The 26,380-nt window shown below is 64.9% G+C and carries 21 protein-coding genes; 18 read left to right on the top strand and 3 right to left on the bottom strand.

The features are described 5' to 3' along the window. Window positions 1-8: 8 nt before the first annotated feature. From cpaB to AWB79_RS24655, 12 genes are all read left to right on the top strand, one after another. A complete protein-coding gene (gene cpaB, locus AWB79_RS24710) occupies window positions 9-956 on the top strand; it encodes a Flp pilus assembly protein CpaB (protein WP_061170060.1) in 948 nt (315 codons plus the stop codon). 275 nt (window positions 957-1,231) lie between these two features. Further along, entirely contained in the window at window positions 1,232-2,581 is a 1,350-nt protein-coding gene (locus tag AWB79_RS24705; protein ID WP_061170112.1) for a type II and III secretion system protein family protein, read from the top strand. Between the two features lie 10 nt (window positions 2,582-2,591). Then, window positions 2,592-2,966 (top strand): CpaD family pilus assembly lipoprotein, encoded by a 375-nt coding sequence (locus AWB79_RS24700; protein ID WP_061170059.1) that lies wholly within the window; start codon window positions 2,592-2,594, stop codon window positions 2,964-2,966. A gap of 19 nt (window positions 2,967-2,985) precedes the next feature. Beyond that, window positions 2,986-4,206 carry a CpaE/TadZ family protein gene (locus tag AWB79_RS24695; RefSeq protein ID WP_061170058.1) on the top strand — a complete coding sequence of 407 codons (1,221 nt, stop codon included), beginning with the start codon at window positions 2,986-2,988 and terminating at the stop codon, window positions 4,204-4,206. Next, window positions 4,206-5,627 carry a TadA family conjugal transfer-associated ATPase gene (locus AWB79_RS24690; RefSeq protein WP_061170057.1) on the top strand — a complete coding sequence of 474 codons (1,422 nt, stop codon included), beginning with the start codon at window positions 4,206-4,208 and terminating at the stop codon, window positions 5,625-5,627. The genes AWB79_RS24695 and AWB79_RS24690 overlap by 1 nt, the downstream gene beginning before the upstream one ends. Next, window positions 5,624-6,598, top strand: a complete 975-nt coding sequence (locus AWB79_RS24685) for a type II secretion system F family protein (protein ID WP_061170056.1) — start codon at window positions 5,624-5,626, stop codon at window positions 6,596-6,598. Before AWB79_RS24690 ends, AWB79_RS24685 begins: the two co-directional genes overlap by 4 nt. After that, window positions 6,595-7,563 carry a type II secretion system F family protein gene (locus AWB79_RS24680; RefSeq protein WP_061170055.1) on the top strand — a complete coding sequence of 323 codons (969 nt, stop codon included), beginning with the start codon at window positions 6,595-6,597 and terminating at the stop codon, window positions 7,561-7,563. Before AWB79_RS24685 ends, AWB79_RS24680 begins: the two co-directional genes overlap by 4 nt. Continuing rightward, entirely contained in the window at window positions 7,560-8,435 is an 876-nt protein-coding gene (locus tag AWB79_RS24675; protein ID WP_061170054.1) for a tetratricopeptide repeat protein, read from the top strand. The genes AWB79_RS24680 and AWB79_RS24675 overlap by 4 nt, the downstream gene beginning before the upstream one ends. Window positions 8,436-8,461: 26 nt before the next feature. After that, window positions 8,462-8,923: a TadE/TadG family type IV pilus assembly protein gene (locus AWB79_RS24670; RefSeq protein ID WP_232470994.1), complete on the top strand. Its 462-nt coding sequence runs from the start codon at window positions 8,462-8,464 to the stop codon at window positions 8,921-8,923. Next, a complete protein-coding gene (locus AWB79_RS24665) occupies window positions 8,920-9,600 on the top strand; it encodes a TadE/TadG family type IV pilus assembly protein (RefSeq protein WP_061170052.1) in 681 nt (226 codons plus the stop codon). The genes AWB79_RS24670 and AWB79_RS24665 overlap by 4 nt, the downstream gene beginning before the upstream one ends. Beyond that, complete coding sequence (locus AWB79_RS24660; RefSeq protein WP_061170051.1) at window positions 9,597-11,453, top strand: TadE/TadG family type IV pilus assembly protein; 1,857 nt, start codon at window positions 9,597-9,599, stop codon at window positions 11,451-11,453. Before AWB79_RS24665 ends, AWB79_RS24660 begins: the two co-directional genes overlap by 4 nt. Before the next feature lie 73 nt (window positions 11,454-11,526). After that, window positions 11,527-12,030 carry a DUF6496 domain-containing protein gene (locus AWB79_RS24655; RefSeq protein WP_061170050.1) on the top strand — a complete coding sequence of 168 codons (504 nt, stop codon included), beginning with the start codon at window positions 11,527-11,529 and terminating at the stop codon, window positions 12,028-12,030. On the opposite strand, the gene AWB79_RS24650 is transcribed toward AWB79_RS24655, so the two are convergent. After that, window positions 12,015-12,947: a LysR family transcriptional regulator gene (locus AWB79_RS24650; RefSeq protein WP_061170049.1), complete on the bottom strand. Its 933-nt coding sequence runs from the start codon at window positions 12,945-12,947 to the stop codon at window positions 12,015-12,017. The two genes, AWB79_RS24655 and AWB79_RS24650, sit on opposite strands and share 16 nt — an antisense overlap. A 115-nt stretch (window positions 12,948-13,062) precedes the next feature. Between AWB79_RS24650 and AWB79_RS24645 the strand changes: the two genes are divergently transcribed. Next, window positions 13,063-13,833, top strand: coding sequence for a transporter substrate-binding domain-containing protein (locus AWB79_RS24645; protein ID WP_061170048.1), 771 nt, complete (start codon window positions 13,063-13,065; stop codon window positions 13,831-13,833). Window positions 13,834-13,843: 10 nt separating this feature from the next. Then, window positions 13,844-14,971, top strand: a complete 1,128-nt coding sequence (locus AWB79_RS24640) for a succinylglutamate desuccinylase/aspartoacylase family protein (RefSeq protein WP_061170047.1) — start codon at window positions 13,844-13,846, stop codon at window positions 14,969-14,971. Between the two features lie 15 nt (window positions 14,972-14,986). Here AWB79_RS24640 and AWB79_RS24635 read toward each other — a convergent pair whose 3' ends face one another. Then, window positions 14,987-16,054: a tartrate dehydrogenase gene (locus AWB79_RS24635; protein ID WP_061170046.1), complete on the bottom strand. Its 1,068-nt coding sequence runs from the start codon at window positions 16,052-16,054 to the stop codon at window positions 14,987-14,989. Window positions 16,055-16,188: 134 nt separating this feature from the next. Here AWB79_RS24635 and AWB79_RS24630 point away from each other — a divergent pair, with 134 nt between their 5' ends. The 4 genes from AWB79_RS24630 to AWB79_RS24615 all read left to right on the top strand — a co-directional run bounded on the left by AWB79_RS24630 (window position 16,189) and on the right by AWB79_RS24615 (window position 24,780). Beyond that, entirely contained in the window at window positions 16,189-17,079 is an 891-nt protein-coding gene (locus AWB79_RS24630; protein ID WP_061170045.1) for an alpha/beta fold hydrolase, read from the top strand. Window positions 17,080-17,265: 186 nt separating this feature from the next. After that, a complete protein-coding gene (gene uvrA, locus AWB79_RS24625) occupies window positions 17,266-23,079 on the top strand; it encodes an excinuclease ABC subunit UvrA (protein ID WP_061170044.1) in 5,814 nt (1,937 codons plus the stop codon). Continuing rightward, complete coding sequence (locus AWB79_RS24620; protein ID WP_061170043.1) at window positions 23,069-23,488, top strand: ACT domain-containing protein; 420 nt, start codon at window positions 23,069-23,071, stop codon at window positions 23,486-23,488. The genes uvrA and AWB79_RS24620 overlap by 11 nt, the downstream gene beginning before the upstream one ends. A gap of 11 nt (window positions 23,489-23,499) precedes the next feature. Next, window positions 23,500-24,780 (top strand): DUF445 domain-containing protein, encoded by a 1,281-nt coding sequence (locus AWB79_RS24615; protein ID WP_061170042.1) that lies wholly within the window; start codon window positions 23,500-23,502, stop codon window positions 24,778-24,780. Between the two features lie 624 nt (window positions 24,781-25,404). On the opposite strand, the gene AWB79_RS24610 is transcribed toward AWB79_RS24615, so the two are convergent. Next, window positions 25,405-25,893, bottom strand: a complete 489-nt coding sequence (locus AWB79_RS24610) for an NUDIX domain-containing protein (RefSeq protein ID WP_061170041.1) — start codon at window positions 25,891-25,893, stop codon at window positions 25,405-25,407. Window positions 25,894-26,380: the final 487 nt, after the last annotated feature.

Below are 26,380 nucleotides of genomic sequence, written 5' to 3'. Positions count from 1 at the left end.
GCGCGCTCATGTCCAACATCATCAAGTTCGCCGTGCTGCTGATCGGCGCTTTGCTTATCGCGCTGATCGTACGTGTCGTGGTTGCGAGTGCTTCGCGACCGGCCAACCGTCCGGTCACGACGGAGAAAGTGCAGGTGAGCGCCGCCAGCCTGCCGCAAGGTCTCTTGCTGCGCGACGAAGACCTCGGCTGGAAGGCGCTGCCCGCCAACCAGATGCCGCCCAACGCGATCGTGTCCGGCGCGCCGAACGCGCTCGACATCAAGGGCGCGCTGCTGCGCCATCCGGTCGAAGAGGGCGCGGTGCTCACTGCCGCCGACGTCATTCTGCCGAGCGCGCCAGGCTTTCTCGCCGCCACGCTCAAGCCCGACATGCGCGCCGTGTCGGTCGCGGTGGACGACGTGTCCGGCAACGCGGGCCTGATTCAGCCGGGCGATTACGTCGATCTGCTGCTCACGCAACAGATGGACCGCCGCACCGATTCGCCGGACCTGGCCGTGTCGAGCGAGACGGTGGTCGAGCATGTGCGCGTGCTCGCGGTCGGCTCCGAAATCCAGCGCCCGAAGCTCAACGGCGACACGGCCGAAGCCGTCACGCGCGCTCGAACCGTGACGCTCGAAGTGTCGCCGCGCATGGGCGAAGTCGTCGCCGTCGCGGCGCGTCTCGGCTCGCTCTCGCTGGCGTTGCGCAGCTTTGCGACCGAATCGCGCGACAAACCCGCGTCCGCCGCGGTGGCCGCGTCGGCCTCGCAACGCGTGCCGATCTGGGCCGGCGACATCTCCCGCGCGGTGCGCGACCTGCCACGCTCGAAGCCGGTGTCAGGTGGAGGGCCGGTGCACGTCGCGGCGGCCGCGCGTCCGGTCACGATCTATCGCGGCTCGGAGAAGTCGGACGCGGTCGCGCAAGCTGGCCCGACGCCGGATGGCGCACCGCCTCTGCCGGTCGTGCCGACCCGTTGAGGACTCAACGCGCCGCGTGTAACCGAAACACGCGGCGACGAAAAACAGCAGCAATACGTGACGGCAGCACAGTGCCAGGATCGAATCTCATGAGAACGCAGTTGGACTTCAGCAGCATCGAAAGACGGGGCGCGCGAATCGCGCTCGCGTGCGCCGGCGTGCTGCTGGCGTGGTCCGTATCCGCTCAGGCGGCGCAGCCGGTCATGCCGGCCACGTCCGTGCAAGACGCCACGGCCGCGCAAATGCAGATCGCGCAGGCGCGCGTGCGCAATCCCATGTATCAGCGCACCGCGGTCGCGGCGCCAGGCGTGGAAATCGGGCAGGGGGCGCTGACGCTCGACGCCGGCAAGGGCACGATGCTGCGCCTGCCGGAAGACGCCACCTCCGTGTTCGTGGCCGATCCCGCCATCGCCGACGTGCACGTGCCGTCGCCGAAAACCGTGTTCGTGCTCGGCAAGAAGTCCGGTACGACGACCCTCTATGTGCTCGGTCCGGGCAACAAGACGCTGCTGCAGCGCACCGTGATCGTCGCGCGCGACATGATGACCCTGCGCAACATGCTCTCGGCGCGCTTTCCGAACCTGAACGTGCAGGCGACATCGAGCCAGGGCTCGCTGCTGCTGTCCGGCCAGGTACCGAATTCATCGGATGCCGATGCGATCGTCCAGGCCGTCACGCCGTTTCTCAGCGAGCACGAGGTGCTGATCAACCGCATGACGATCGACCGGCCGCTGCAGGTTCAGTTGCGCGTGCGCATCACGGAAGTGGACCGCAACGTGACGCAGCAGCTCGGCATCAACTGGCAGGCGCTCGGCACCTCGGGCAACTGGCTGGGGGGCCTGTTCAGCGGCCGCTCGATCCTGAACCTGAATCAGCCGATCGCCAACGGTTCGGGCGGCATCACCTATCCGGTGAATCTGCCGACCAACAACGCGTTCTCATTCCTGACGGGCTTCAAGACCGGCAACACCGATATCCGCGCGCTCATCGACGCGCTCAATCAGGAAGGCCTGCTCACCGTGCTCGCGGAGCCGAACCTGGTGGCCATGTCCGGCCAGACCGCGAGCTTCCTCGCGGGCGGCGAATTCCCGATTCCGGTCTCGCAGACCAACGGTGCGATCACGGTCGAATTCAAGCAGTTCGGCGTCAAGCTCGACTTCACGCCGACCGTGCTGAACGAGCGCCGCATCAGCCTCAAGGTGCGCCCGGAAGTGAGCCAGATCGACACCACCGCGAGCGTGACCACCGGCGGCGTGACCGTGCCGGGCCTCTCCGTGCGCCGCGCCGACACGACGGTTGAGCTGGCGAGCGGCCAGAGCTTCGCGATCGGCGGTCTTCTGCAGAGCAACACCACCGATATCGTGGCGCAGGTGCCCGGCATCGGCTCGATTCCGGTGCTCGGCAAGCTGTTTTCGTCGTCGAACTATCAGAACAACAAGACCGAGCTGGTGATCATGGTGACGCCGTATCTCGTCGAGCCGACCGATCCCGCGAAGCTGCGCTCGCCGCTCGATTCGCTGATCTCGCCGTCGAGCGATGTCGAATACAGCTTCCAGCGCAAGGCCGGCGCGCAGCCGTCCGCATCCGAACCGCGTCTCGTCGGCGCGGCGGGCTACGTCTATTGAGCGCCCAGCCATGAAACTCGCACGTCATCTCACCTTCGCGGCGCTCGTCGCCTTCGCCTTCGTCGCGGCCGGCTGCATCCACCCGCCACGCAACATGCCCAACGAGTCGGTGATCGGTTACGACGGCCATGACGCCGTGCCGCCCGATTGCAATGCGCTCTCGCGCGGCGCGGTCCTGAGCGACGCCGGCCGGCGCCGCCCGGCGATGCAATGGGGTTGCGCCACGTTCACGAACCTCGCGGCGCAGCTCGCGCATCCGGCCGACATCGTCGCGCCGCAAACGCTCGGCCCGGCCGACGCCGCCGTCGCGGCGAGCGCCGTGCGCCGCTACGAGACCGGTCGCGTGATCCCGCTCGACAAGACGTCGACGCGCGACACGAAGTAACGCCCACACGAAGGACATCATGAGCACCACAGAGATCAGCTTCTTCAAAGGCAAGCAGGGCGTCCGGATCGCCGACTTCATCGCGTTCGTGGCGGACCGCAAGACCGAGCAGGTCCTGAAGAGCTTCGTGCTCGAACAGGCGATGCCGCACGTGCACATCGCCGTGGGCAACGTGGACGACGCCATCGCGCATCTGTCGAAGATCGAGCGCTCGCCGCTGTTTCTGCTCGTCGACCTCGAAGGCTCGGTGATGCCGCTCTCGGACCTGGGCCGTCTCGCCGAAGTGTGCGAGCCATCGGTGCAGGTCGTGGCGCTCGGCGAGCGCAACGACGTCGGCCTGTTCCGCAGCCTGCTCAAGATCGGCGTGCGCGACTATCTCGTCAAGCCGCTGACGGTCGAGCTGCTCAAGCGCACCGTCAACGTATCCGAGGGCAAGGTGAGCCCGGTGACGCTGGCCCGCGCGGGCAAGACCATCGCGTTCGCGGGCGCGCGCGGCGGCGTCGGCGTGACCACGCTCGCGCTCAATCTCGCGCGCTATCTCGCGGAAGACACGCACCGGCGTGTCGCCTACGTGGATCTGACGCTGTGCGGCGGCGCCGCCAACAGCATGCTCGGCACGCAGAGCAACAACGGCCTCGTCGACGTGCTGCAGAACGTCCACCGGCTCGATCCGCAATACGTGGAGCGCACGCTGGTCGCGAACGGCAGCCGCATGTTCGTGCTTTCCGCGGATATCGATTACGGCTCGGCGAAAGCCTTCGAGCCGGGCGCGCTGCGCCGCGTGGTCGAACTGCTGTGCGACAGCTTCCACTATGTGATTCTCGATATCGGCGACCCGAACGGGCCGCTCGCCGCCGAAGCCTTCGATCACGCGTCGCGCGTGTATCTCGTCTCGGACCGCTCGGTGCATGCGACGCGCGAGACGATCCGCATGCTGCGCTACATCGAGGACCGCGACAACAATCCGCCGACCTCGGTGCTGCTCAACAATCCGCACGCCGTGAGCTCGGGCAAGGTGCAGCAATCCGATTTCATGACGGCGATCGGCCGCAGCGTGCTGCATGAAGTGCAGTTCGAACCGAAAACACTCGCAACCGCCGAGAATCTCGGCGAAGCGCCGGTCGAGCGCGGCCAGAACGGCTTCACGCAGACCATCGCGCGCATTGCCAACGACCTGACCGGTCAGCACGCGATGGTCGAGCGCACTTTCCTCAGCAAGTTCAAGCTCCGGAGGGCGTGATGTTCGGGCAAAAGCAGGTGCGCGCCAATACGTCGTCGGAACTCGAAGACGGCGCAAACGGACAGCCGCCGGCCGAGACGCCGCCGCTTTCGCTCGTCGAGAAGCAGGCTGCCGCGGCCCCGGCGCCCGCGCGCTCGCAGCCGTCCGAAGGCCACGAAGCGCTGGTCCGCTCCGAACTCTTCAAGACGATCCGCGCGGGTGTGTTCGCGGCGATGAATCCGTCGGCGGCGGTCGGCAAGACGCGCGAGCAGATGAAGCCGGCCGTCGAGACGCTGGTGCTCGACGTGGCGGAGCGCGAGCGCCTGAACGTCACGATTGCGGAGCAGGTGCAGATCGTCGGCGAGTTGCTGAACGACATGTTCGGTCTCGGCCCGATCGAGCCGCTGCTCGCGGATGAAACCATCACCGACGTGCTCGTCAACGGCCCGGATCAGGTGTGGGTCGAGCGGCATGGCCGGCTGGAGCTGACCAACTGCAAGTTCCGCGACAACGCGCACGTGGTCAACGTCGCGCAGCGCATCGCGGCGGGCGTCGGCCGGCGTGTCGACGAAAGCAGCCCGATGGTCGATGCGCGTCTCAACGACGGCAGCCGGGTGAACGTCGTGCTGCCGCCGCTTGCGATCCACGGCGCGTCGATCTCCATTCGTAAGTTTTCCAAGCGCAACATTACGCTGCATCGCATGGCGCAGCAGGGCAACATGTCGCCCGCCATGGCGACCGTGCTCAAGCTCGCCAGCACCTGCCGGCTCAACGTGATCGTGTCTGGCGGCACGGGCTCGGGCAAGACGACGCTGCTCAACGCGCTGTCGCACTTCATCGGCCACGGCGAGCGCACGGTGACGATCGAGGATGCGGCCGAACTGCAACTCGTGCAGCCACATGTGGTAAGTCTGGAGACGCGCCCCGAAAACGCCGAAGGCTTAGGCGCGGTGACGCAGCGCGATCTCGTGCGCAATGCGCTGCGGATGCGTCCGGACCGCATCATCCTCGGCGAAACGCGCGGCTCTGAAGCGTTCGACGTGCTGCAGGCGATGAACACCGGCCACGACGGCTCGATGACCACGATCCACGCGAACACGCCGCGCGACGGCATCACGCGTCTGGAGTCCATGGTGATGATGGCGAACGGCAACCTGCCGCTGCTGTCGATCCGCCGCCAGATCGCGAGCGCCGTGCATCTGATCGTGCAGATCGAGCGCATGCGCGACGGCATGCGGCGCGTCACGCGCGTGACCGAGCTGGTCGGCATGGAGGGCGAGGTCATCATCACGCAGGATCTGTTCGCGTTCCGCTACGACGCGAGCGCCTACAGCGAGGAAGTGAAGGGCGTATTCGAAACCGCCGCCGTGCGTCCGGCCTTCGCGCAACGCGCGGCGTATTACGGCCTCGAGGACGCGCTGCTGGAGGCCATGAAGCCATGAGTCTCGTCGATCTGATCACGGTCGCCTCGTTCATCTGCGTGCTGCTCGCCGGCGTGATGATCGTCGTCATGCAGGACATGCGGCGCAATCAGCCGGGCTCGCGTATCAGCCAGCGCATGAAGGACTCGTTCGCCGCATATGGCGCGAAAGGCGCGCAGGGAAGCAAGCTCGATCTCGACCTCTTCAAGGTGAGCCGAAAGGACAATGTCTTTACGCACTGGACCGGCCCGCGGCTTGCGCGCCTGCGCACGGTGGCCGGGGCCAACGGCCTGCGCATCGTGATCGTCACGGCGCTGGCGGCGGAGCTGATCGGTCTTTTGATCGTCAAGTTCCTGCCGTTGCCCGATTTCTCCCGGCCGCTGATCGTCGTGGCCATGCCGGTGATCGGCGTCATGCAGTCGTATCGCTTTCTCCTGAACCGCTTTCGCAGGCGTTTTCTCGACGGCTTCCCCGACGTGATCGACATGATCGTGCGCGCCGTGCGCGCGGGCGTGCCGGTGACGCAGGTGATCGGCTCGGCGGCGAGCGAATGCCGCGAGCCGCTCAAGAGCGAATTCCAGCTGATGGCGGACTCGCTGCAGGTCGGTCTCGATCTGGACGAAGTGCTCGAAGTGGCGATGCGGCGCATCGAGATCGCCGATTTCTCGTTCTTCTGTGTGTGTCTCCTGTTGCAACGCGAAACCGGCGGCCAGCTCGGCGAGACGCTCGAGAACCTGTCGGCCATCGTGCGCACGCGCCGCGAGATTCGCCAGAAGACCAAGGCGCTCACCGGTGAGGCGCGCATCACGACGAAGATTCTCGCCGCGATTCCCGTCGTCATCATGTTGTCGATGTACAGCCTGAACAAGTCCTATCTTTTCGTGCTGTTCAACACCGAGGCCGGCCACAAGACGCTCACGTTCGGCACGTTCTCGATCGTGATGGGGCTGATCGTGATCGGCAAGATGTCCAAGCTGGATACTTCGCGATGAATCAGGAAAACGTCGAAACGCTCGTCAACCTGCTGATGTTGCTCGGACTGCTTGCCGGTCTCGCGGTGTGGTGGGCGCACAAGCACGGCGGCAATCGCGGCCGCATCGCGGAGCGTACGCGCATGGCCGCCGCCATGCATCGCGGCGAAGGCGCCGCCGAAGACGACGACGGCGAAGAGGTTTCGCGCCGCGAACGCCTGTTGCGCCGGCTTGCGCGCATCGGCGACAAGATTCCGCTCTTCGACGCCAAGTATCGTCTCAAGCTGCGCAAGGAGATGGTGCGCAGCGGCTACCGCAGCAGCGCGGCCGTGTCGATCCTGCTCGCGGTGAAGTTCTTTGTGGGCCTTGTCTGCGCGGCCGCCACGGTGATGCTCGGCACGCATATTCCGATGGTGGGCGCGCATCCGGCAGGGCGCGGCGTCGCGATGCTGATGGTGTTCATCGTCGGGATGATCGTGCCGGAGTACATCGTCGCGATCAAGGCTTCGTATCGTCGAAAAGCCATGGCGGCGTGTCTGCCCGACGCGCTCGACCTGCTCGTGATCTGCACCAACGCGGGTAATAGTCTCGGCGTGTCGATCCGGCGCGTGGGGGACGAACTGAAGACGATCTGCCCGCCGCTCTCCGACGAGTTTTCGCTCGCCGCCGACGAGCTCAAGCTCTCCGGCGACAGCACGCGCGTGCTGAACAATCTGGCCGACCGCATCGACCTGCCGTCGATCCGCGCGCTGATCTCCACGCTCAACCAGTCGATGCGCTACGGCACGCCGATCACGCAGGCGTTGCGCACGCTGTCGCGCACGGAGCGCGTCGCGCATATCGTGGCGCTCGAGGAAAAGGCCGCGAAACTCGCGCCGAAGATGGTCGTGCCGATGTTGCTGTTCATTCTCCCCGCGATCATCGCGATCGCGGCGGGCCCCGCTGTCATTCAGTTGCTTGCGTTCATCGCGAAAGATGCAAAATGAAGTCATCGATCCGCATTACCTTGAGCACCATCCTGCGCCACGCGGCGCTCACCGGCGCCGTTGCCTGCGTGTTCGGCGCATCGGGCTGCACGACCTCCGTGCGTCAGGTCACCGATACGCGTCCCGTGCTGCGCAACTCCGCGCCGAGCACCATGAGCGAGCTGCGTATCGCCGACACCGCGCTCGAATCGAACAACTTCGATCTCGCGACGACGCTCTATGAAAAGGCCCTGCAGGCCGACCCGAAATCCGTGCCGGCTTTGACCGGCCTCGGCAATACGCTGTACGGCGTCGGCGACTACACGCGCGCCGGTGTCTACTATCAACGCGCGAGCGAGCTCGATCCGAAGGCGACCCCGCCGCTCATCGGCACCGCGCGGGTGGCGATTCATCAGCGTCGCTTCGACGACGCGATCGCCACGTATCACCGCGTGCTCGCGCTGAAGCCGAACGATCCGCTCGCGTGCGCGGGCCTCGGCGCCGCGCTCGATCTGTCCGGCGATCACGCGCACGCGCAAGCCTTGCTGCGCGAGGCGCTGATCGCCAATCCTGGCGACCCGATGCTGTCGGTGAATCTCGGTCTCTCGCTCACGCTCGGCGGCGATCCGCGCCAGGGCGCGAACGTGCTGCTCGACGTGACGCGCTTCCCGGCCGCGCCGCCGCAGGCGCGTCAGAATCTCGCGCTCGCTTACGGCCTGCTCGGCAACGAAGACGCCGCGGCCGCGATCCTGTCGCGCGATTTGCCGAAGTCGTCGGTGCAGGACAACCTGCGCTATTACGAGCTGCAGCGCGGGCGCGACGTTCAGCCGTCGAAGGGCGTGTCCGTGTCGGCGGTCGCGCTGCCGCGCGTGCAGACGGCGAGCGCGAAGTGACGATGCGGCGCGGCGGCGCGTCTCTCGTGCGATTGGTGCGTTGCGCGCGCGACGAGCGCGGCGTCACGGCCATCGAGTTCGCGCTGGTCGCGCCGCTGTTGCTCCTGATGATTCTCGGCACGGTGGAGATGGCGCTCGACATGATCGTCGACGCCTCCGTGCAGTACGCGGCGCAACAGGCTTCGCGCGCGGGGCTGACGACGGCCGTTCCGTCATCCGGCACGCGCGACGCGCAGGCGCGCCAGATCGTGAACAACATCCTCGACCCGTGGACGAAGTTCGGCGGCGTCATCAACATCGCGACGCTGTCGTACGCGACGTACAACGACATCGCCGCCGGCAACTCGCAAAAGACGATGGGCGGTCTGGGCGACGTGGTGGCCTACAACGTCAGCGTGACGATACCGCCGTTCTCGGGCATTCCGAAGCTCATCGGCATCACGTCGATGACCTTCCAACGCAATTACATCGTGCAGAACGAAAAATGATGAAGCGCAGCACGAAGGGGACAACGCGCCGCTCTTTTCTCGGCCGACTCGCGCGCTCGGAAAGCGGCGTCTCGGCGATCGAGTTCTCGCTCATCGTGCCGATGATGCTGCTGCTCATGCTCGGCTTCACCGAGCTGTATCTGTACATGCGCGCGAAGAGTCTCGTCGAGCACACGGCGTTCACGCTGGCGGATTCCATCGGCCAGATGACGCAGGTGATCAACGATCAGAGCAGCGTCACGCAGGCGAACAGTCTCGCCTCGATCTGGGCCGCAGCCATCCAGCTCGGCACGCCCAACGACCTGAGGAAGTACGGCGGCGTGATCGTCACGTCGATCTGCGAGACCAATTCGACCTGCAATGGGCTGGTGTATCCCAATTCGACGCAGGCTCAGTGGCGTCTGACCGGCACGCCGAAAGTGCTCTGGTCGAAGGCGCCCGTGTGGCAGCCGTCGGGCATGGCGACCAATATTTCGACGACGAATCCGCTGCCCACGGGCTGGCCGTTCCGGCAGGGCGATTCCGCGATCGCCGTCGAAGTGTTCTATACGTACACGCCGTTTTCCATGACCGCGCCGTTCTGGCACAACGCGCCTGGCGCGGTGACGTTCCATATGCGCGTCTTCGTGCGCCCGCGCAACGGGCAGGCGCTCAATCTCGTGAGTCCCTCGACATGAGCGCGAAGCGAAATCCGGGCGGTCCATCGGGCGTGCGCAATGCGCATGGTCTGTTTTGCGGCGACGAGGGCGCGGTCGCGATGTTGTTCGCCGCGTGCGCGAGCCTCATGGTCGGCGCCATGTGCACCGCGATTGACTCGATCCATTACGAGATGACGCAGGCGCGCATGCAGATGGCGCTGGACGTCGCGACGCTGTCGGCGGGCGCGAATCTCGCGCACTTCGACACGACCAATTCCGCCGATCTCACCGCGTGGAAAAACGACGCGCGTTCGTACTACAACATCAACATGCCGTCGGGCTATATGGACCTGAGCATGCCCGACGCGAACTTCAGCGCGCAGGTGACGGGCACGCCCGCGACCGGCCAGAACATCCAGCTTTCGGCGAAGGGCTCGGTGCCGCTGCTCGCGCCGCTCATCTGGGCGAAGAACGGCAGCACGACCAGCAACGGTTCCGGCTCGGGCGGCGGCAATGCCACGCCGACGCCGGACACCGCGACCGTCAGCGCGAGCAACTCGGCGCTGCGTCTGCCCAAGAGCACGCTCGAACTCGTGATGGTGCTCGACAACTCGACCTCGATGAACCAGAAGGCGAGCAGCAGCGATTCGACGTTGAAGATCGACGGCCTGAAGGCGGCGGCGAAGAATCTGGTGACGAACCTCTTCAGCCAGACCACCAACGATTCCTACGTGGCGCTCGTGCCGTTCACGACGATGGTCAACGTGGGGAGCGTCTTGCCTTCGACCGGCACGACGTGGCTCAGAAACGACTTCACCGCCTACAACTCGCAAGGCACGAACATATCCGCGTGGCGCGGCTGCGCGGTGGAGCCGCGCGACGCGAACAAGAACATGTATCCGAAGGCCTACGCGCCGAAGGACAACCCCGGCTTCACGCCGTGGTACTGGAACGTGCCGCCCGCCGGATACACGGTGCAGAACTACACGACGAGCTACGACAGCAAGGGCCGCGTCGTCTCCTCGTGCAACGTCGGCACGAAGACGATCGTTCCGGGCGTGCCGCTCGTCGAGCAGACCAATGGCTCGCTCACGTACTGCAAGGGCGGCGGCAACACCGGCAACATCTACGACTGGTGGGGACAGCCCGACGCCGGCGGCGCGTTCACGCCGACCAAATCGTACGATCAGAACTACAACTACCTCACGTCGTCGCAGAAGAACGGCAAGACCACTTATACGCAGACGCTCTCGGGTCCGTGCGAGATTGCAGCGGCGCAATTCCTGTCGAAGGATTCGGGCACGCTCACGTCGTCCATCACGGCCATGCAGCCGAATGGCAACACGCTCATCCCGACCGGATTGCTGTGGGGCTGGCGCATGTTGTCGTCGGCCTGGTCGCAGAACACGGCGGGCACGGCCAATGGCTTCAAGTCGACCGATCCAACGCTGCCGCGTCCCGAATCGACCGCAGGACTGCAGCGCGTGGCGATCGTGCTGACGGACGGCGAGAACGCTTTCGGCTCCAGCACGGGTCTGATGGCGCCGCCGTATTTCAACGGGCTTTCCGGCGTCGGCACCAAGGCGCTGAAGGCGCCGACGGTCCAGCGCACGCTCAACAACACGATGCTGACCGACGGCGACATGACTTCGATCGATGACATCAACGCGTTCCAGCTCGGCGTCTGCACGGCGATGAAGCAGGACGGCGTCATCATCTATGCGATCACCTTCGGCACCTACGGCACGGATACCGACAGCCAGCGCGCACAGGCGACGATGCAGGCCTGCGCGAGCCCCGGCAACTACTATCACGCGCCGTCGAGCACCACGCTCAACACCATCTTCCAGCAGATCGCGGGCAACCTCGGCGTGCTGCGTCTCACGCAGTAAGGGATCGCGACGAAGGCGGGCACGCACGTTGCTCGCCTTGTCCGGGCAAGTCAACTTCACAAGGAGTACCGACATGCCCGAAAAGAAAACTCTCGATCGCGCGGCGAAGGCGAAGCGCGAAGGCAAGTCCCCGAGCACGCAGGCCGGCGCATTCGTGAAGGAACAGATCGACCACATTCGCGAGGGCAAGCACGGCGCGAAGTCGGCGAAGCAGGCCATCGCGATCGGCTTGTCCGAAGCGCGCCGCTCCGGCGTGAAGATGAAGCCGCCCAAGAAGGGCACGACTTCCGAGGCGACCCGCAAGAAGGCCGCGCAGGACACCAAGGCCGCGCATCGCACGAAGAAGAGTCCCAGCACCGAATCGAAAGCGAAGCGCTCGGCCACGTCCACGCGCGTGCTGAAGCGCGAGAGCACCAAGGCGGCGTCGCACAAGTCGCTGTCGCGGCAGACGCATGCCGCGGCGAGCCGTCGTTCGGCGGCGGATCGCTCGGCTGCGGCGAAAAAGGGCTGGGCGACGCGACGCGCGAACGCGGCCGCGAAGTCGAAGGGATCGCGCGCGCGTCACGCGTCGCGCTGAGGCGGCAGCATCCGCGAGAACGATACGGCCATCGTCGCCAGTTCCTGCGCGGCGGGCGTGAGCGGCACGCCCGCGCGCCGCAGCAGACACACGGGCGTTCTCGCGGCGCGCTCGGCGATTCGCACAATGCTCACGTGGTCGCGGAAGAACGGGTGGTCGGCGAGACTCGCGGGTTCCAGACCGAGATAGTCGCTCGCCGCGATGCAGTGCAGCGTGTCGAACACCGCTTCGGTCGTCGCGGCGATGCGCGGCGGCGCGAGTCGTGCGCTTTCGAACAGCGCCGAGAGTTTGTTGCCCGGCTTGCTCTCGACCTCGCTGCCGCGCTGGCGCGTGCTGACCCATTCCGCATGTTGCAGGTCCGCCAGTTTGTCCGAGCCCACAAGCGGATGTCCGCGCCGCACGAGCACGGCGACTTCGGAATCGAATAGCGGCGTGGATTCCATGTCGTGGATATCGGCGTCGGGCGCGATCAGCGCGAGCGCGAAATCCAGACTGCCGTCGCGGACCCACGAAGTCAGCACGCGCGACGTCGCGCTCGTCAGATGCACATCGATGCGCGGACAACGTTCCCGATAACTCGCGAGCAACGCGGGAAACAGGCGCATCGTCGCTTCGGCTGCGAGTCCGAGCGACACCTGTCCCGTCAGTTCGCCGCGTAGCTGACGCAATTCGTCTTCCGTTTTCCGGCACTCGCCGAGAATCAGATCGGCGCGCACGCGCAGCCGCTCGCCGATCGGAGTCAGGCGCGCGCCCCGCACATCGCGCTCGAACAGCGGGCCGCCCGCCTGCGCCTCGAGCTTGCGCAACTGCTGCGTGATGCCGCTTTGCGCGACGCCGAGCCGCCGCGCGGCGGCGCGCAGGCTGCCCGCCTCGGCGACGGCGATGAACATGCGCAGTTGCGTCAGAGTCAGCTCCAACTGAATTCCTCCGTCGAGAGTGATCTCAAAAAGTGATCATGATAATTAAGGCGCGTCTTTTTGTGCGCGCTTCGCGCTCGTACCATCGGTGGCCTGTTCGGGAGACACCGCCTTCATGCTCAAACTCAGTTCCTTGCTGCTCGCCGCCGCGCTCGCGGCCGCCGCGCCGGTCCACGCGAAAGACGCCGACACGCTGCGCCTGGGCATCGACCCCGGCTATCCGCCGATGGACGTCAAGACACCGGACGGCCATGTCGCGGGCTTCGACGTCGATCTGGGCGACGAAATCTGCCGTCGCATCGCGATGCGCTGCCAGTGGGTCGAGCTCGAATTCTCCGGGATGATCCCGGCGCTTCAGGCGCGCAAGATCGACGGCATCATGTCGTCGATGGCGATCACCGACAAGCGCATGAAGCAGATCGCGTTCTCCACCAAGCTGTTCCAGTTCCGCTCGCGTCTGATCGCGAAGCAGGGCGCGCCGCTCACGGCGAGCGCGGATGGCTTGCGCGGCAAGCGCATCGGCGTGCAGAGCGGCAGTCAGTTCGAAACGTACGCGATGAAGAACTGGCAGCCGGGCGGCGTCGAAGTGGTCGCGTATCAGAGCATGGAAGGCGTGCTGAACGACCTGACCGCCGGCCGCATCGATGCAGCGCTGCTCGGCTCGGTCGAAGCGGAACACGGCTTTCTGAAGACGCCGCGCGGCGCGGGTTTCGCGTTCGTCGGCGAGCCGCTTTCGATGGGCGATCACGGCGTCGGCATGGGTCTGCGTCAGGACGACACGGCGCTGAAAGCGAAGGTCGATCGCGCCGTCAAGGACATGCGCGCGGACGGCACGTATCAGAAGATCGCGCGCAAGTATTTCGATTTCGACGTCTACGGCGACTGAGGCTTTCCCGATGCAGACAAAACGACACGCCCTGGTTTCGACGACGCTCGGCACATCGCGCGAACTCGTCAGCTTTCATTTCGGCGAAGCGAACGCGGCGCGCGAAAAGATCTACATTCAGGCATCGCTGCACGCCGACGAGACGCCCGCGATGCTCACCGCGTGGACCCTGAAGAAGCGTCTTGGACAACTCGAAGCACAAGGGCGCATGCGCGGCGAAGTCGTGCTCGTGCCGGTGGCGAATCCGATCGGCCTGTCGCAGCATGTGCTCGGGCAGTTTCTCGGTCGCTTCGAGGCGAACAGTGGCCACAACTTCAATCGCGGCTTTCCGATGCCGTCGGCGGCGGCGCTGATCGAACGTGCGGGCGCGCGCCTTTCGTCGGACGACGAAGCGCATAACAAGCACGTGCTGCGTGGCGCGCTGGTGGAGTTGCTCGGCGAAATGCGCGCGAAGAACGAGTTCGAATCGCTGCGGCTCGCGCTGCTCACACTGGCGTCTCAAGCCGATATCGTGCTCGACCTGCACTGCTCGCTCGAAGCGACGATGCACGTCTACACGAGTCCGGCGAGCTGGCCCGCGATCGAACCGCTGGCGCGTTATCTCGGCGCGAATGGCGTGCTGCTCGCGACCGATTCGGGCGGCCAGTCGTTCGATGAAGTTCACGCGTTGTTATGGAGCGAACTGCGCGAGCGTCTCGGGGCGCGCGCGCCGCTGGGCGCGCCGAATATCGCGGCGACGATGGAGCATCGCGGGCAGCGGGACGTCGATTACGACACGGCCGCGCACGATGCCGAAGCGCTCATCGACTTTCTGGTCGCGCGCGGCGTGATCGAAGGCGACATCACGGAGACGCCGCCGCTCGCGCAGGCCGCGACGCCGCTCGCGGGCAGCCAGCAACTGATCGCGCCGATGAGCGGCATCGTCGTGTATCGCGCGAAGGTGGGCGCGGCGCTGAACGCCGGCGATCCGGTGTTCGATATCGTCGATCCGGTCACCGATGAAGTCACCACCGTCACGACCAGCAACGACGGCGTGTTCTACATGCGGCGCGCGATCCGCTTCGTGCAGGCGGGCGCGCCGATGGGACGCGTGACGGGCGCGACGCCGATCAGAAGCGGCGTGCTGATCGGCGCCTGATGCAATAAAAACGCTTCAGGCAAGCCGTTGCGCAACGGCTTCGCCGACTTCCCGCGTGTTTGCTTGGCCGCCGAGATCGCCGGTATGCGGGCCTTGCTTCAGCACATCGGTGATCGCGGCGAGCATGGCGTCGTGCGCCTGCTGTTCGCCCAGGAATTCGAGCATCATCGCCGCCGACCAGATCATCGCGACGGGATTGGCGATGCCCTTGCCTGCGATATCCGGCGCCGAGCCATGCACCGGCTCGAACAGCGACGGGAACTTGCGTTCCGGATTCATGTTGGCTGAAGGCGCGATGCCGATCGTGCCGGTACACGCCGGCCCGAGATCCGAAAGAATGTCGCCGAAGAGATTGGTCGCGACGACCACATCGAAACGATCCGGATTCAGCACGAAGCGCGCGCACAGAATGTCGATGTGCTGCTTGTCCCACGTCACGTCGGGATAGTGCGCGGCGATTTCCGCCGCGCGCGCGTCCCACCACGGCATGCTGATCGAGATGCCGTTGCTCTTGGTCGCCACGGTGATCTTCTTGTCGCGCTGCTGCGCCAGATCGAACGCGAACTTCAGCACGCGCTCCGCGCCGTGACGCGTGAACACGGAAGTCTGCGATACGAACTCGCGCTCCGTGCCTTCGAACGACACGCCGCCGACCGCCGAATACTCGCCCTCGGTGTTCTCGCGCACGATCATGAAGTCGATGTCGCCCGCCTTCCGGTTCGCGAGCGGTGAGGGCACGCCATCGAAAAGACGCGCGGGCCGCAGGTTGATGTACTGATCGAACTCGCGGCGGAACTTGATCAGCGAACCCCACAGCGAAACGTGATCGGGCACCGTGTCGGGCCAGCCGACCGCGCCGAACAGGATCGCGTCGGCGTCCTGCAATTGCGCTTTCCAGTCGTCCGGCATCATCTGGCCGTGTTGCGCGTAGTAATCGCAGCTCGCCCACTCGATATGCCGGTATTCCAGCGCGATATCGAAGCGCTTGCTGACGGCATCGAGCGCGCGCAGGGCTTCGGGCATCACTTCCTTGCCGATGCCATCGCCGGGAATCACGGCGATGCGGTATGCGTTGCGGGTCATGTGGGTCTCCCTTTTTCGTGAAATCGGCGAACGGAAAGTGGAGATTATTTCATCGATCGCCATGCCGAGCGCGCGTTTCCCTTGCTCGCTAGAATGGCTTTTCCCTTTCGCGTTCCCAGAAAAGGAGTCTCGCCATGCTGGACTTCGGACGCCACGCGCGCACGCCGACGCTCGATATCGCCTACGCCGATTCCGGTCCCGCCGACGCGCCCGTCGTCATCCTGATCCACGGCTGGCCCGACGCCGCGCGCGCCTGGAATCCGGTGGCGGCGCGTCTCAACGCCGCGGGCTTTCGGACCGTCGTGCCGGAATTGCGCGGCGCGGGCGGCACGCGCTTTCCGCGCGACGACACCGTGCGCGACGGCTCGGGCGTCGCGCTCGCGAACGACGCCGTCGAGCTCGCCGACGTGCTCGGCATCGCGCAGTTCGATGTCATCGGCCACGACTGGGGCGCGCGCGCCGCCTATACGCTCTCCGCGCTGTTCCCGGAGCGCGTGCGCCGCATGGGCGCGCTGGCGCTCGCGTATCAGCCGCGCGGCGTGTTCAGCCTGCCGGATTTCTCGCAGGCGCGGCGCTTCTGGTATCAGTGGTTCATGTCGCTCGACGGCGGCCCGGACGCGGTCGCCGCCGACCCCAAAGGCTTCGCCCGCATCCAGTGGGACATGTGGTCGCCGCCCGGCTGGTTCGACGAAACCGAATTCGCGACGACCGCGCGCGCCTTCGAAAATCCCGACTGGGTGCCGATCACGCTCAACGCTTACCGGCGGCGCTGGCGCAGCGATCAGCCATCCGATCCCGCGCTTTCGGCGCTATACGCGCGTCTCGGGACGATCGAGCGCATCGGCGTTCCGGCGCTGATGATCCAGGGCGGCGCGGATTCCTGCGACGAACCGGCAAGCTCGGAAGGACAGGATCGGTATTTCACGGCGGGCTACCGGCGCGTGGTGATCGACGGCGCGGGGCATTTTCCGCTGCGCGAAGCGCCCGATGCAGTTGCGGACGCGGTCATCGCGCATCTGAAATGAACGGCGAGCAGGCGAGTGTTTTGCGCGACTGTTTGCCAACCCGAGCGGACAGTCCCCACAGTTTGGCGACAACTACTGTATGCGTGTACAGTACTGAACGCTACGGCGGCTGCGCGGAGCCAAACACTCGCGCCACTCCGCCGACGGCTCCCGAGAGCCGCCTAACTCATTGAACCGGTTGAAAAATTGGCATCGAACAACGCAATCCGCATTCGCGGCGCCCGTCAACACAATCTCAAAAATCTCGACCTCGACCTGCACACCGGCCAGATGACGGTCGTGACCGGCCCGTCCGGTTCCGGCAAGTCGAGTCTCGTGTTCGACACGCTCTACGCGGAAGGTCAGCGGCGCTACGTCGAGACCTTCAGCGCGTACGCGCGCCAGTTTCTCGACCGGATGGACCGGCCGCAGGTCGATCGCGTGGACGGCGTGCCGCCCGCCATTGCTATTGATCAGACAAATCCGGTGCGCAGCTCCCGCTCGACTGTCGGCACGATGACCGAGCTGAACGATCACCTGAAGCTGTTTTATGCGCGCGCCGCCGAGCTTTTCGACAAAAAGACCTCTCATCGCGTGCGCCACGACATGCCCGAGACGATCTACGCCGAGCTGCTCGAACGCACGCGCGCCGACGATCCGCGTCTCGCGATCACGTTTCCGGTCGAATTGCCCGATACCGCGAGCGACGAAGAAGTCGCGCAATGGCTGTCGGCGAGCGGTTACACGCGCGTGCAGGCCAAGCGGCATGTGAAGACGGAGTCCGGCGCGCGCCAGATGCTCGATGTCGTCGCGGACCGTTTCCGTTTGCAGAACACCGAGCGTTCGCGTGCGCTGGAGGCGATCGAAAGCGCGCTTTTGCGCGGCACCGGGCGCGTGGACGTGTATGTGCTGAAGGATGAAGGCGAGCCGGAAATCTGGCGCTTCTCCACCGGCCTGCACAGCCCCGAAAGCGACCTGCGCTACGCGGACCCGCAGCCGGCGTTGTTTTCCTTCAATTCGGCATACGGTGCGTGCGAAACATGCCGCGGTTTCGGCCGCGTGATCGGCGTCGATTACGGTCTCGTCATTCCGGACGAGAAGAAGACGCTGCGCGAAGGCGCGGTCAAGACGCTGCAAACGCCCGCGTGGAAAGAAAACCAGGACGATCTCGTGCGCTACGGCGCGAAAGCGGGCATTCGTCTCGGCGTGCCCTGGAACGAACTGACGCAGAAGGAACGCGACTGGGTCATCAAGGGCTCGCCCGACTGGACCGGCAAGTGGCAGAACCAATGGTACGGCGTGCAGCGCTTCTTCGACTATCTGGAGTCGAAGGCGTACAAGATGCACATCCGCGTGCTGCTGTCGAAATATCGCAGCTATACGACGTGTCCGGTCTGCGCCGGCGCGCGCCTGAAAACCGAATCGCTGCTGTGGCGTCTCGGCACGAAAGAGCAGGCCGATGCGGTTCTGTCGCCCGCCGATCGCTTCATGCCGGAAGGCGTCGACTGGACGCGCGATCAACTTGAAGCGCTACCGGGTCTCACGCTGCACGACATCATGCTGATGCCGATCGAACGCATCCGCCGCTTCTTTGATTCGCTGACGCTGCCGTCCACCTTGCTCGACGAAGCGCTGAAGCTGCTGCACGCCGAAGTGCGCACGCGTCTGAAATATCTCTGCGACGTCGGTCTCGGCTATCTGACGCTGGACCGGCAATCGCGCACGCTGTCGGGCGGCGAAGTGCAGCGCATCAACCTGACGACCGCGCTCGGCACCTCGCTCGTCAACACGCTGTTCGTGCTCGATGAACCGAGCATCGGTTTGCATCCGCGCGACCTGAACCGCATCGTCGAGGCGATGCATCGGCTGCGCGATGCGGGCAACACGCTCGTCGTCGTGGAGCACGATCCATCGGTGATGCTCGCGGCGGATCGTCTGATCGACATGGGACCGGGACCGGGCGAGCGGGGCGGACAGATCGTCTATGACGGCACCCCCGGCGAGATTCAGACCACCGACACGCTCACCGGCGCGTACCTCGGCGGACGCAAGCATGTGGCGCATGCGTCGAACTGGAACCGCCGCATCGTCGACGCGAACACGCCGCGTCTCACGCTCGAGGGCGCGAGCGATCACAACCTGCAAGACGTCACCGTCGATATTCCGCTGCAACGTCTCGTCTGCGTGACGGGCGTGTCCGGCTCGGGCAAATCGACGCTGATCCAGGACGTGCTCGCGCCCGCGCTGATGCGTCACTTCGGAAAGGCGACCGAAGCGCCCGGCGCGTTTCGCGCGCTCAAGGGCGCGGAGCAACTGAGCGATGTCGTGTTCGTCGATCAGTCGCCGATCGGCCGCACGGCGCGCTCGAATCCGGCGAGTTATGTCGGCGCGTTCGATGAGATCCGCAAGCTCTACGCGAAGGCGCCGCTCGGGTTGCAGCGCGGCTACAGCGCGAGCATGTTCAGCTTCAACTCGGGTGACGGACGTTGCCCGACCTGCGGCGGCTCGGGCTTCGAGCACGTCGAGATGCAGTTCCTGAGCGATGTCTATCTGCGCTGCCCGGACTGCGACGGACGCCGTTATCGCGCGGAAGTGCTCGAAGTGAAGATCGAGCGCGGCGGTCGTCAACTGAGCGTCGCGGACGTGCTCGAACTGACGGTGAGCGAAGCCGTCGAACTCTTCGCGGACGACAGGGAAGTGCTGCGCGTGCTGCAGCCGATCGTCGATGTCGGTCTCGAATACGTGAAGCTTGGCCAGCCGGTGCCGACCTTATCGGGCGGCGAGGCGCAGCGTCTCAAACTCGCGGGCTTTCTCGCGGAGACCTCGCAGGAGAAGAAGAGCGAAAGCCGGCTCTTCATGTTCGACGAGCCGACCACCGGCCTGCATTTCGACGACATCGCCAAGCTGATGCAGGCGCTGCGCCGTCTGCTGGAACGCGGTCATTCGCTGATCGTGATCGAACACAATCTCGACGTGATTCGCGCGGCGGACTGGATCATCGATCTCGGTCCCGAAGGCGGCGATGGCGGCGGGCAAGTGGTGTGCGTCGGCACGCCGGACGATGTGGCCGCGTGCGAGCAGTCGCATACGGGCCGCGCCTTGATCGAATACGAAGAAGCGATGCAGCCGGGCGCCGCGGAAAAGCGCGCGGGCGTGCCCTTGCAGCTCGCGGCCGAAGTGGCGAGCGCGCGGCGCGCCTTGCAGGGCGAGGATGTGGTGCGCATCGTCAATGCGCGCGAGCACAATCTGAAGTCGCTCGATGTCGATATTCCACACAACAAGTTCAACGTGGTGACGGGCGTGTCCGGCTCGGGCAAATCTACGCTCGCGTTCGACATTCTCTTCCACGAAGGCCAGCGCCGATACCTCGAATCGCTGAATGCGTATGCGCGTTCCATCGTGCAGCCGGCGGGCCGTCCCGAAGTCGATGCCGTTTATGGCATTCCGCCGACCGTCGCGATCGAGCAGCGCCTGTCGCGCGGCGGACGCAAGTCGACGGTCGCGACGACATCCGAAGTCTGGCACTTCCTGCGGCTGCTCTATGTCAAGCTCGGCATTCAGCACTGCATTCATGACGGCACGCCGGTGCAATCGCAAAGCTCGGAGTCGATCGCCGCGCAGATCATGCGCGATTTCAAGGGCCAGCATGTAGGCCTGCTGGCGCCGCTCGTCGTGAATCGCAAGGGCGTTTATACCGATCTCGCGAAATGGGCGAAGGCGCGCGGCAATACGCATCTGCGTGTCGATGGCGAGTTCCTGCCGGTGAGTCCGTGGCCGAAGCTCGACCGCTTCCGCGAACATACGATCGAATTGCCGGTGGCCGATCTCGTCGTGTCCGCCGACAACGAAGCCGAGCTGCGTCGCCTGCTCGATGAAACGCTCGAAATCGGCAAGGGCGTGATGCATCTGATCGCGCCGCTCGACGATCTGCACGGTTCGTGGCAGGACGGCGCGCGTCGTGGCGCGGAAGAAACGCGCGTGTTCTCGACCAAGCGCGCATGCCCGGTGTGCGGCACGAGCTATCCCGAACTCGATCCGCGCATGTTTTCGTACAACAGCAAGCACGGCTGGTGTAATACGTGCGTGGGCACCGGCGTGAAGCTGACGCGCGAGCAGCGCGCAGCGTTCGACGACACGCTCTTCGCACAGGACGATCGCGGCCGGGAGCAGAGCATCGGTTCGGTGGATCAGGAGCCGGACGATATCGTCGATCAGCCGTGCCCGGATTGCGAAGGCACGCGTCTGAACGACGTCGCGCGCGCCGTCACTTTCGGCGACTATCCGATCACGGAGGTGGGACGCTGGACCGTGAGCGACACGCGCGCATGGATCTCGAAGCTGAAGCTCAAGGGTCGCGATGCGGACATTGCGCGCGATGTGGTCAGCGAGATCGAAGGGCGTTTGCAGTTCCTGGAAGAAGTCGGACTCGGATATCTGAGCCTCGATCGCGCCGCGCCGACGTTGTCGGGCGGCGAAGCGCAGCGCATTCGTCTCGCGGCGCAACTCGGCAGCAATCTGCAAGGCGTGTGCTATGTGCTCGATGAGCCGACCATCGGCTTGCATCCGCGCGATAACCTGATTCTGCTTTCAGCGTTGAAAAAGCTGAACGACAAGGGCAACACGCTCGTCGTCGTCGAACACGATGAAGACACGATTCGCCGCGCGGATCACATCATCGATATCGGGCCGGGCGCGGGCAAGCGCGGCGGCACCGTGGTCGCGCAAGGCAATGTGACGGATCTCGCGGCGCACAAGGCGTCGCTGACTGGACAGTTCCTCGCGAACCCGATCGTGCATCCGTTGCAGCCGCGCCGTGAAGTGCGCGCCGCGACCGCGAAGCGGCCCGCCGTGCCCGAGCAATGGCTGACTGTCGAAGGCGCGACGCTGCACAATCTGCGCAACGTGACCGCGACGATGCCGCTGAATCGCCTCGTCGCGATCACGGGGGTATCGGGTTCCGGCAAGTCGACGCTCGCGCGCGACGTGCTGATGACCAACCTGCTCGATGCGGTTGGCCGCTCGGTGCTGTCATCGCCTGCTGTGCGACGGGCGCGCAAGGCTGCGCAAAGCGATGCACCGGCGACGAAATCGCGCGCCAGCGTGCTCGCACGCGAAGCGCCGCGTCCGAAGTTCGATGTCGCGCACGCGTGGCAGGGATGCGCCGGCGTGACCGGTTTCGAAGCGATCGATCGCGTGCTCGAAGTCGATCAGACCCCGATCGGCAAGACGCCGCGTTCTTGTCCGGCGACATACATCGGCATGTGGGACACCATCCGCAAGCTGTTCGCCGATACGCTCGAAGCCCGCGCGCGCGGTTACACGCCGTCGCGTTTCTCGTTCAACACGGGCGAAGGGCGCTGTCCGGCATGCGAAGGACAGGGCGTGCGCACCATCGCGATGAGCTTCCTGCCCGACGTGAAGGTGCCGTGCGATGTCTGTCATGGCCAGCGCTTCAATCCGGAAACGCTGGCGGTCACGTGGCGCGGCAAGAACATCGGCGAAGTGCTGACGATGGAGATCGATGAAGCCGTCGAGTTCTTCTCGTCGATGCAGAGCATCGCCCATCCGCTGCAATTGCTGCGCGATGTGGGCCTCGGTTATCTGACGCTCGGCCAGCCTTCGCCTACGTTGTCTGGCGGCGAGGCACAGCGCATCAAGCTGGTGACGGAACTGTCGAAGGTGCGCGACGACATCACGCGACGCGGCCAGAAGCCGCCGCACACGCTCTACGTGCTCGACGAGCCGACGGTCGGCCTGCACATGGCGGACGTCGCGAAGCTGATTCGCGTGCTGCATCGTCTGGTGGATGGCGGGCATAGCGTGATCGTCATCGAACACGATCTCGATGTGATCGCCGAAGCCGACTGGGTGCTCGATCTCGGGCCGGAAGGCGGCGTGAACGGCGGCACGATCGTCGCGGCGGCGGACCCGGACACGCTCGCGACGCATCCGCGCAGCCACACGGGCGCGGCGTTGCGGCCGGTGCTCGGACGCACGCGCGAGGCCGAAAATGCTGCGTGATCTCGCCATGCTGATCGCGTCGATGGAGCCCGAGCTGCAGCCGGGCGTGTACGTGTTCGCGTCGCTGCCGCACGATGCGGTGGTGAGCGGCGCGGGCATCGTCGCCACGTTTCGCGAGCGTGAAGGCATGACGGTCGTGATGGAAGAAGAGGCGGCGCGTGCGGCGAACATCGAACCGCTGTTTCGCGCCGCGTGGATCACGTTGACGGTTCATTCCGATCTGAACGCGGTCGGGTTGACGGCGGCGTTCGCGCGTGCGCTGGGCGACGCCAACATCAGTTGCAATGTGATGGCGGCGGCGTATCACGATCACATCTTCGTGCCGCTCGAAGATGGCGGGCGCGCGCTCGACGTTCTTCGGGATTTGCAAGGCTCTGCTGGTAAGCTTTCGGCCTCTCCAGAACCATGATCAAAAAATAGATGGAAACGCAGGACAAAGCCGTCGCGCTCAGAAGAATGAAATGGTTTGCCGCCGCCTTGCTGGTCGCGGCGGGTGGTCTGTTCGCGCTCGCCAAGAGCCAGCACGACGCGGGCGCGTGGGCGTGGGTGTCGTCGTTCGCGGAAGCCGCGATGGTCGGCGCGCTCGCGGACTGGTTCGCGGTCGTCGCGCTGTTTCGCCATCCTCTCGGCGTGCCGATTCCGCACACGGCGATCCTTCCCGCCAACAAGGCGCGCGTCGCGGACAACCTCGCGGTGTTCGTGCGCGACCGCTTCCTCGGCACGGATGCGCTGGTCGCGCGCGTGAACGCGTTCGATCCGGCGAGCCGTTTGTCGGCCTGGCTCGCGGAGCCGAGAAACGCCGATCTGCTCGGCAGGAAAGCGGTGACGGCCGTGGGCCAGTTGCTGTCCTTCGTCGACGACGAGCGCATCAAGACGATGCTCTACGACACGCTGCGCCGTCGCGCGGATGCGTTCGATCTCGCGAATGCGGCGGGGAGCGTGCTGTCGACGCTGACATCGGACCGGCGTCATCAATTGCTGCTCGACGAAGGCCTGAAGCAGATGGCCGCGTGGCTCGACAAGCCCGAGGTGCAGGAGATGCTGGCGGAGCGCATCGTCGCGGTGGCGGGCGAGGAGTATCCGAAGCTCATCGGGATGTTGGGTTTTGTCGGATTGAATGCCGATGAACTCGGCGCGAAGTTCGCGGCGGGTCTCGTGCGCGGCGCGAACCAGTGGCTGCACGATGTGAGCAGCGATCCGGAACATGAGCGCCGGAAGGCTTTCGATGCGGCTGTCGAGCGGTTCGTCGAACGGCTCAGGACCGATCCTTCGTTCAAGGCGCGTATCGACGAACACAAGCGGGAGTGGCTCGAGCGGCCGGAATTGCGCGCTTATGTGAACGGGCTTTGGGATGAGTTCATCGGGTGGCTGGATGCCGATATCCGGCGGCCGGATTCATCGCTGCACGCGAAAGTGGTGGCGATGGCGGGCGGATTCGCTGAAGCGCTCGGCAGCGATCCGGCATTGCGGGATTCGATCAACGAGCATATGCGGGATGCGTTGAAGGCGCTGGCGCCGGAGTTGCGCGATGGCATCGCGAAGCATATTGCGGCTACTGTGAAGCAGTGGGATGACGCTACGCTCGTGAGGGATGTCGAGTTGAATATCGGCAGGGACCTGCAGTTTATTCGGGTGAACGGGACCTTGGTGGGCGGGGCGGTGGGGATTCTGATTCATGCGGTGACGGTTTGGCTGGGATGAGGGTTGTTGTCGCCGGGTCCCCGCCGCATCCGGTGGTCGTGTCGCTCTGCTAGCGTTGCCCCTCCCGGGGCGGGGGATTTCGGCGTTGGCGCCGACACGAGCGGCCGTAGCGGAATCCAATTCCTTGCGCTCGCGCTTCCCTCTGCGCGTGTTCCACCGGCCTTGTCTCGTCGCATTCAGCCATAGCGGAGTAGCGACTTGGCCCTACTCAGCGTGAGTCAATAAATTGCTGTTAATAAGCAATTTAAACGGGTCCGCATCGATTACCACGTCAGTCATGCCTAAAAAAGTGTGAATCCCTGAATTGGCACCTTTTTAACGATTACGTTGAGCATTTCCAACGAATTTCGGCAAGATGATTGACGCATTCATCACGTAATCCTAAATTTCGACAAAAGTGCAGAACTTGATTTTCTGGCTCTGCGACGTTGGCATTCCAAACGGTATCTTCCGCATGCTACGTGCCCCTATGTTCCCCAGCCACAGGGTTCGAGTCCCCCCGTCTCACCAAACACTTCCTGGAATTGACAGACTAGCTAGCACGGCCGCTCCTGGCGCTGCATCCTTCCGCTGGCTACCCCACCGGGTTGGTCCCGAGCGGTCCCGAACGAACAAAGTGCCCAATCAACCGCCGCGTTTTCCGGCGAGATACGCGACGACCGGCCCTGTCAGCGCGAAGCTGTGCAATTCTTCCGGCGCTGTGAGATGCGTATCGATAATCTCACGATTATCAAGCCGTAACTCGGGCAAGCTATCGAGGTGCAGTTCAAAGAAGTGGACTTGATCACGTCGGCCATCCCAAATGCCGCAGACGCTGTCCGTCGGGCGCAATGGATACGATGGGAGCCCGATCTCCTCTGCCAGTTCTCGTTGCGCCGCCGCATCAGGCCTTTCGCCCGGCTGGATGCTTCCGCCGGGGAAACTCCATTCCGACCGGTACGATGACTTCACGAGCAACAGTGCCCGCCCGACGTAGATCGCCACTAACGCGCCCTCGTGATCAGGCCGTCGAATGTGCCACCAGGCGCGAGCAAGCGGAAATCCGAGACGAAACACCAACCGCCAGGCAGCGTCGATAAGCGGAGTCGGTCGGTGGCGCTCAAGGTTCGGCACGGGGTCTTTCCTTTTGTTTCATGGTCAAACGAGCTTCGAAGTTGCTGGCCAGAGCGGCTTAAACCGTGCAGCGCCTGTCGCGCGACCGTTTGTGAATCGTAGTGTATCCCGTGGACCTGTCTGGGCCGGAATCGCGATGGTCGCTCGGTGGCTTGGCCTTCAGCCTAGTTCACGGTGAAGAGTCACAACTCGATTTCGGTTCCTGCAGTCGCGCGTTTCACGCTGTGCCGATCGCTCGCCGCGACGAGCGCTGCTCCAGTTGTGCACCGGCACGTTTGGCTACTTCGTAACGACGCCAACCCTATCGCTGATAGCGGCAACACCGGGCACGTCGAGCGTGCCGGCGCATAAGGTCGAGAGGACGGAGCTATCGTTACGATGGAAACGCCGGTAGACATGGCGCCGGCTAAGTCAGAGGCGCGTCTGACCGTATTGGAATTGCAGCAAATGAATGATTCGAATCGAAAACAGGCGCGTCGCTTGCGCG

The sequence above is a fragment of the Caballeronia hypogeia genome (assembly GCF_001544875.2).
Lineage (GTDB): Bacteria > Pseudomonadota > Gammaproteobacteria > Burkholderiales > Burkholderiaceae > Caballeronia > Caballeronia hypogeia.
This window is presented reverse-complemented; position numbering and strand designations above follow the sequence as displayed.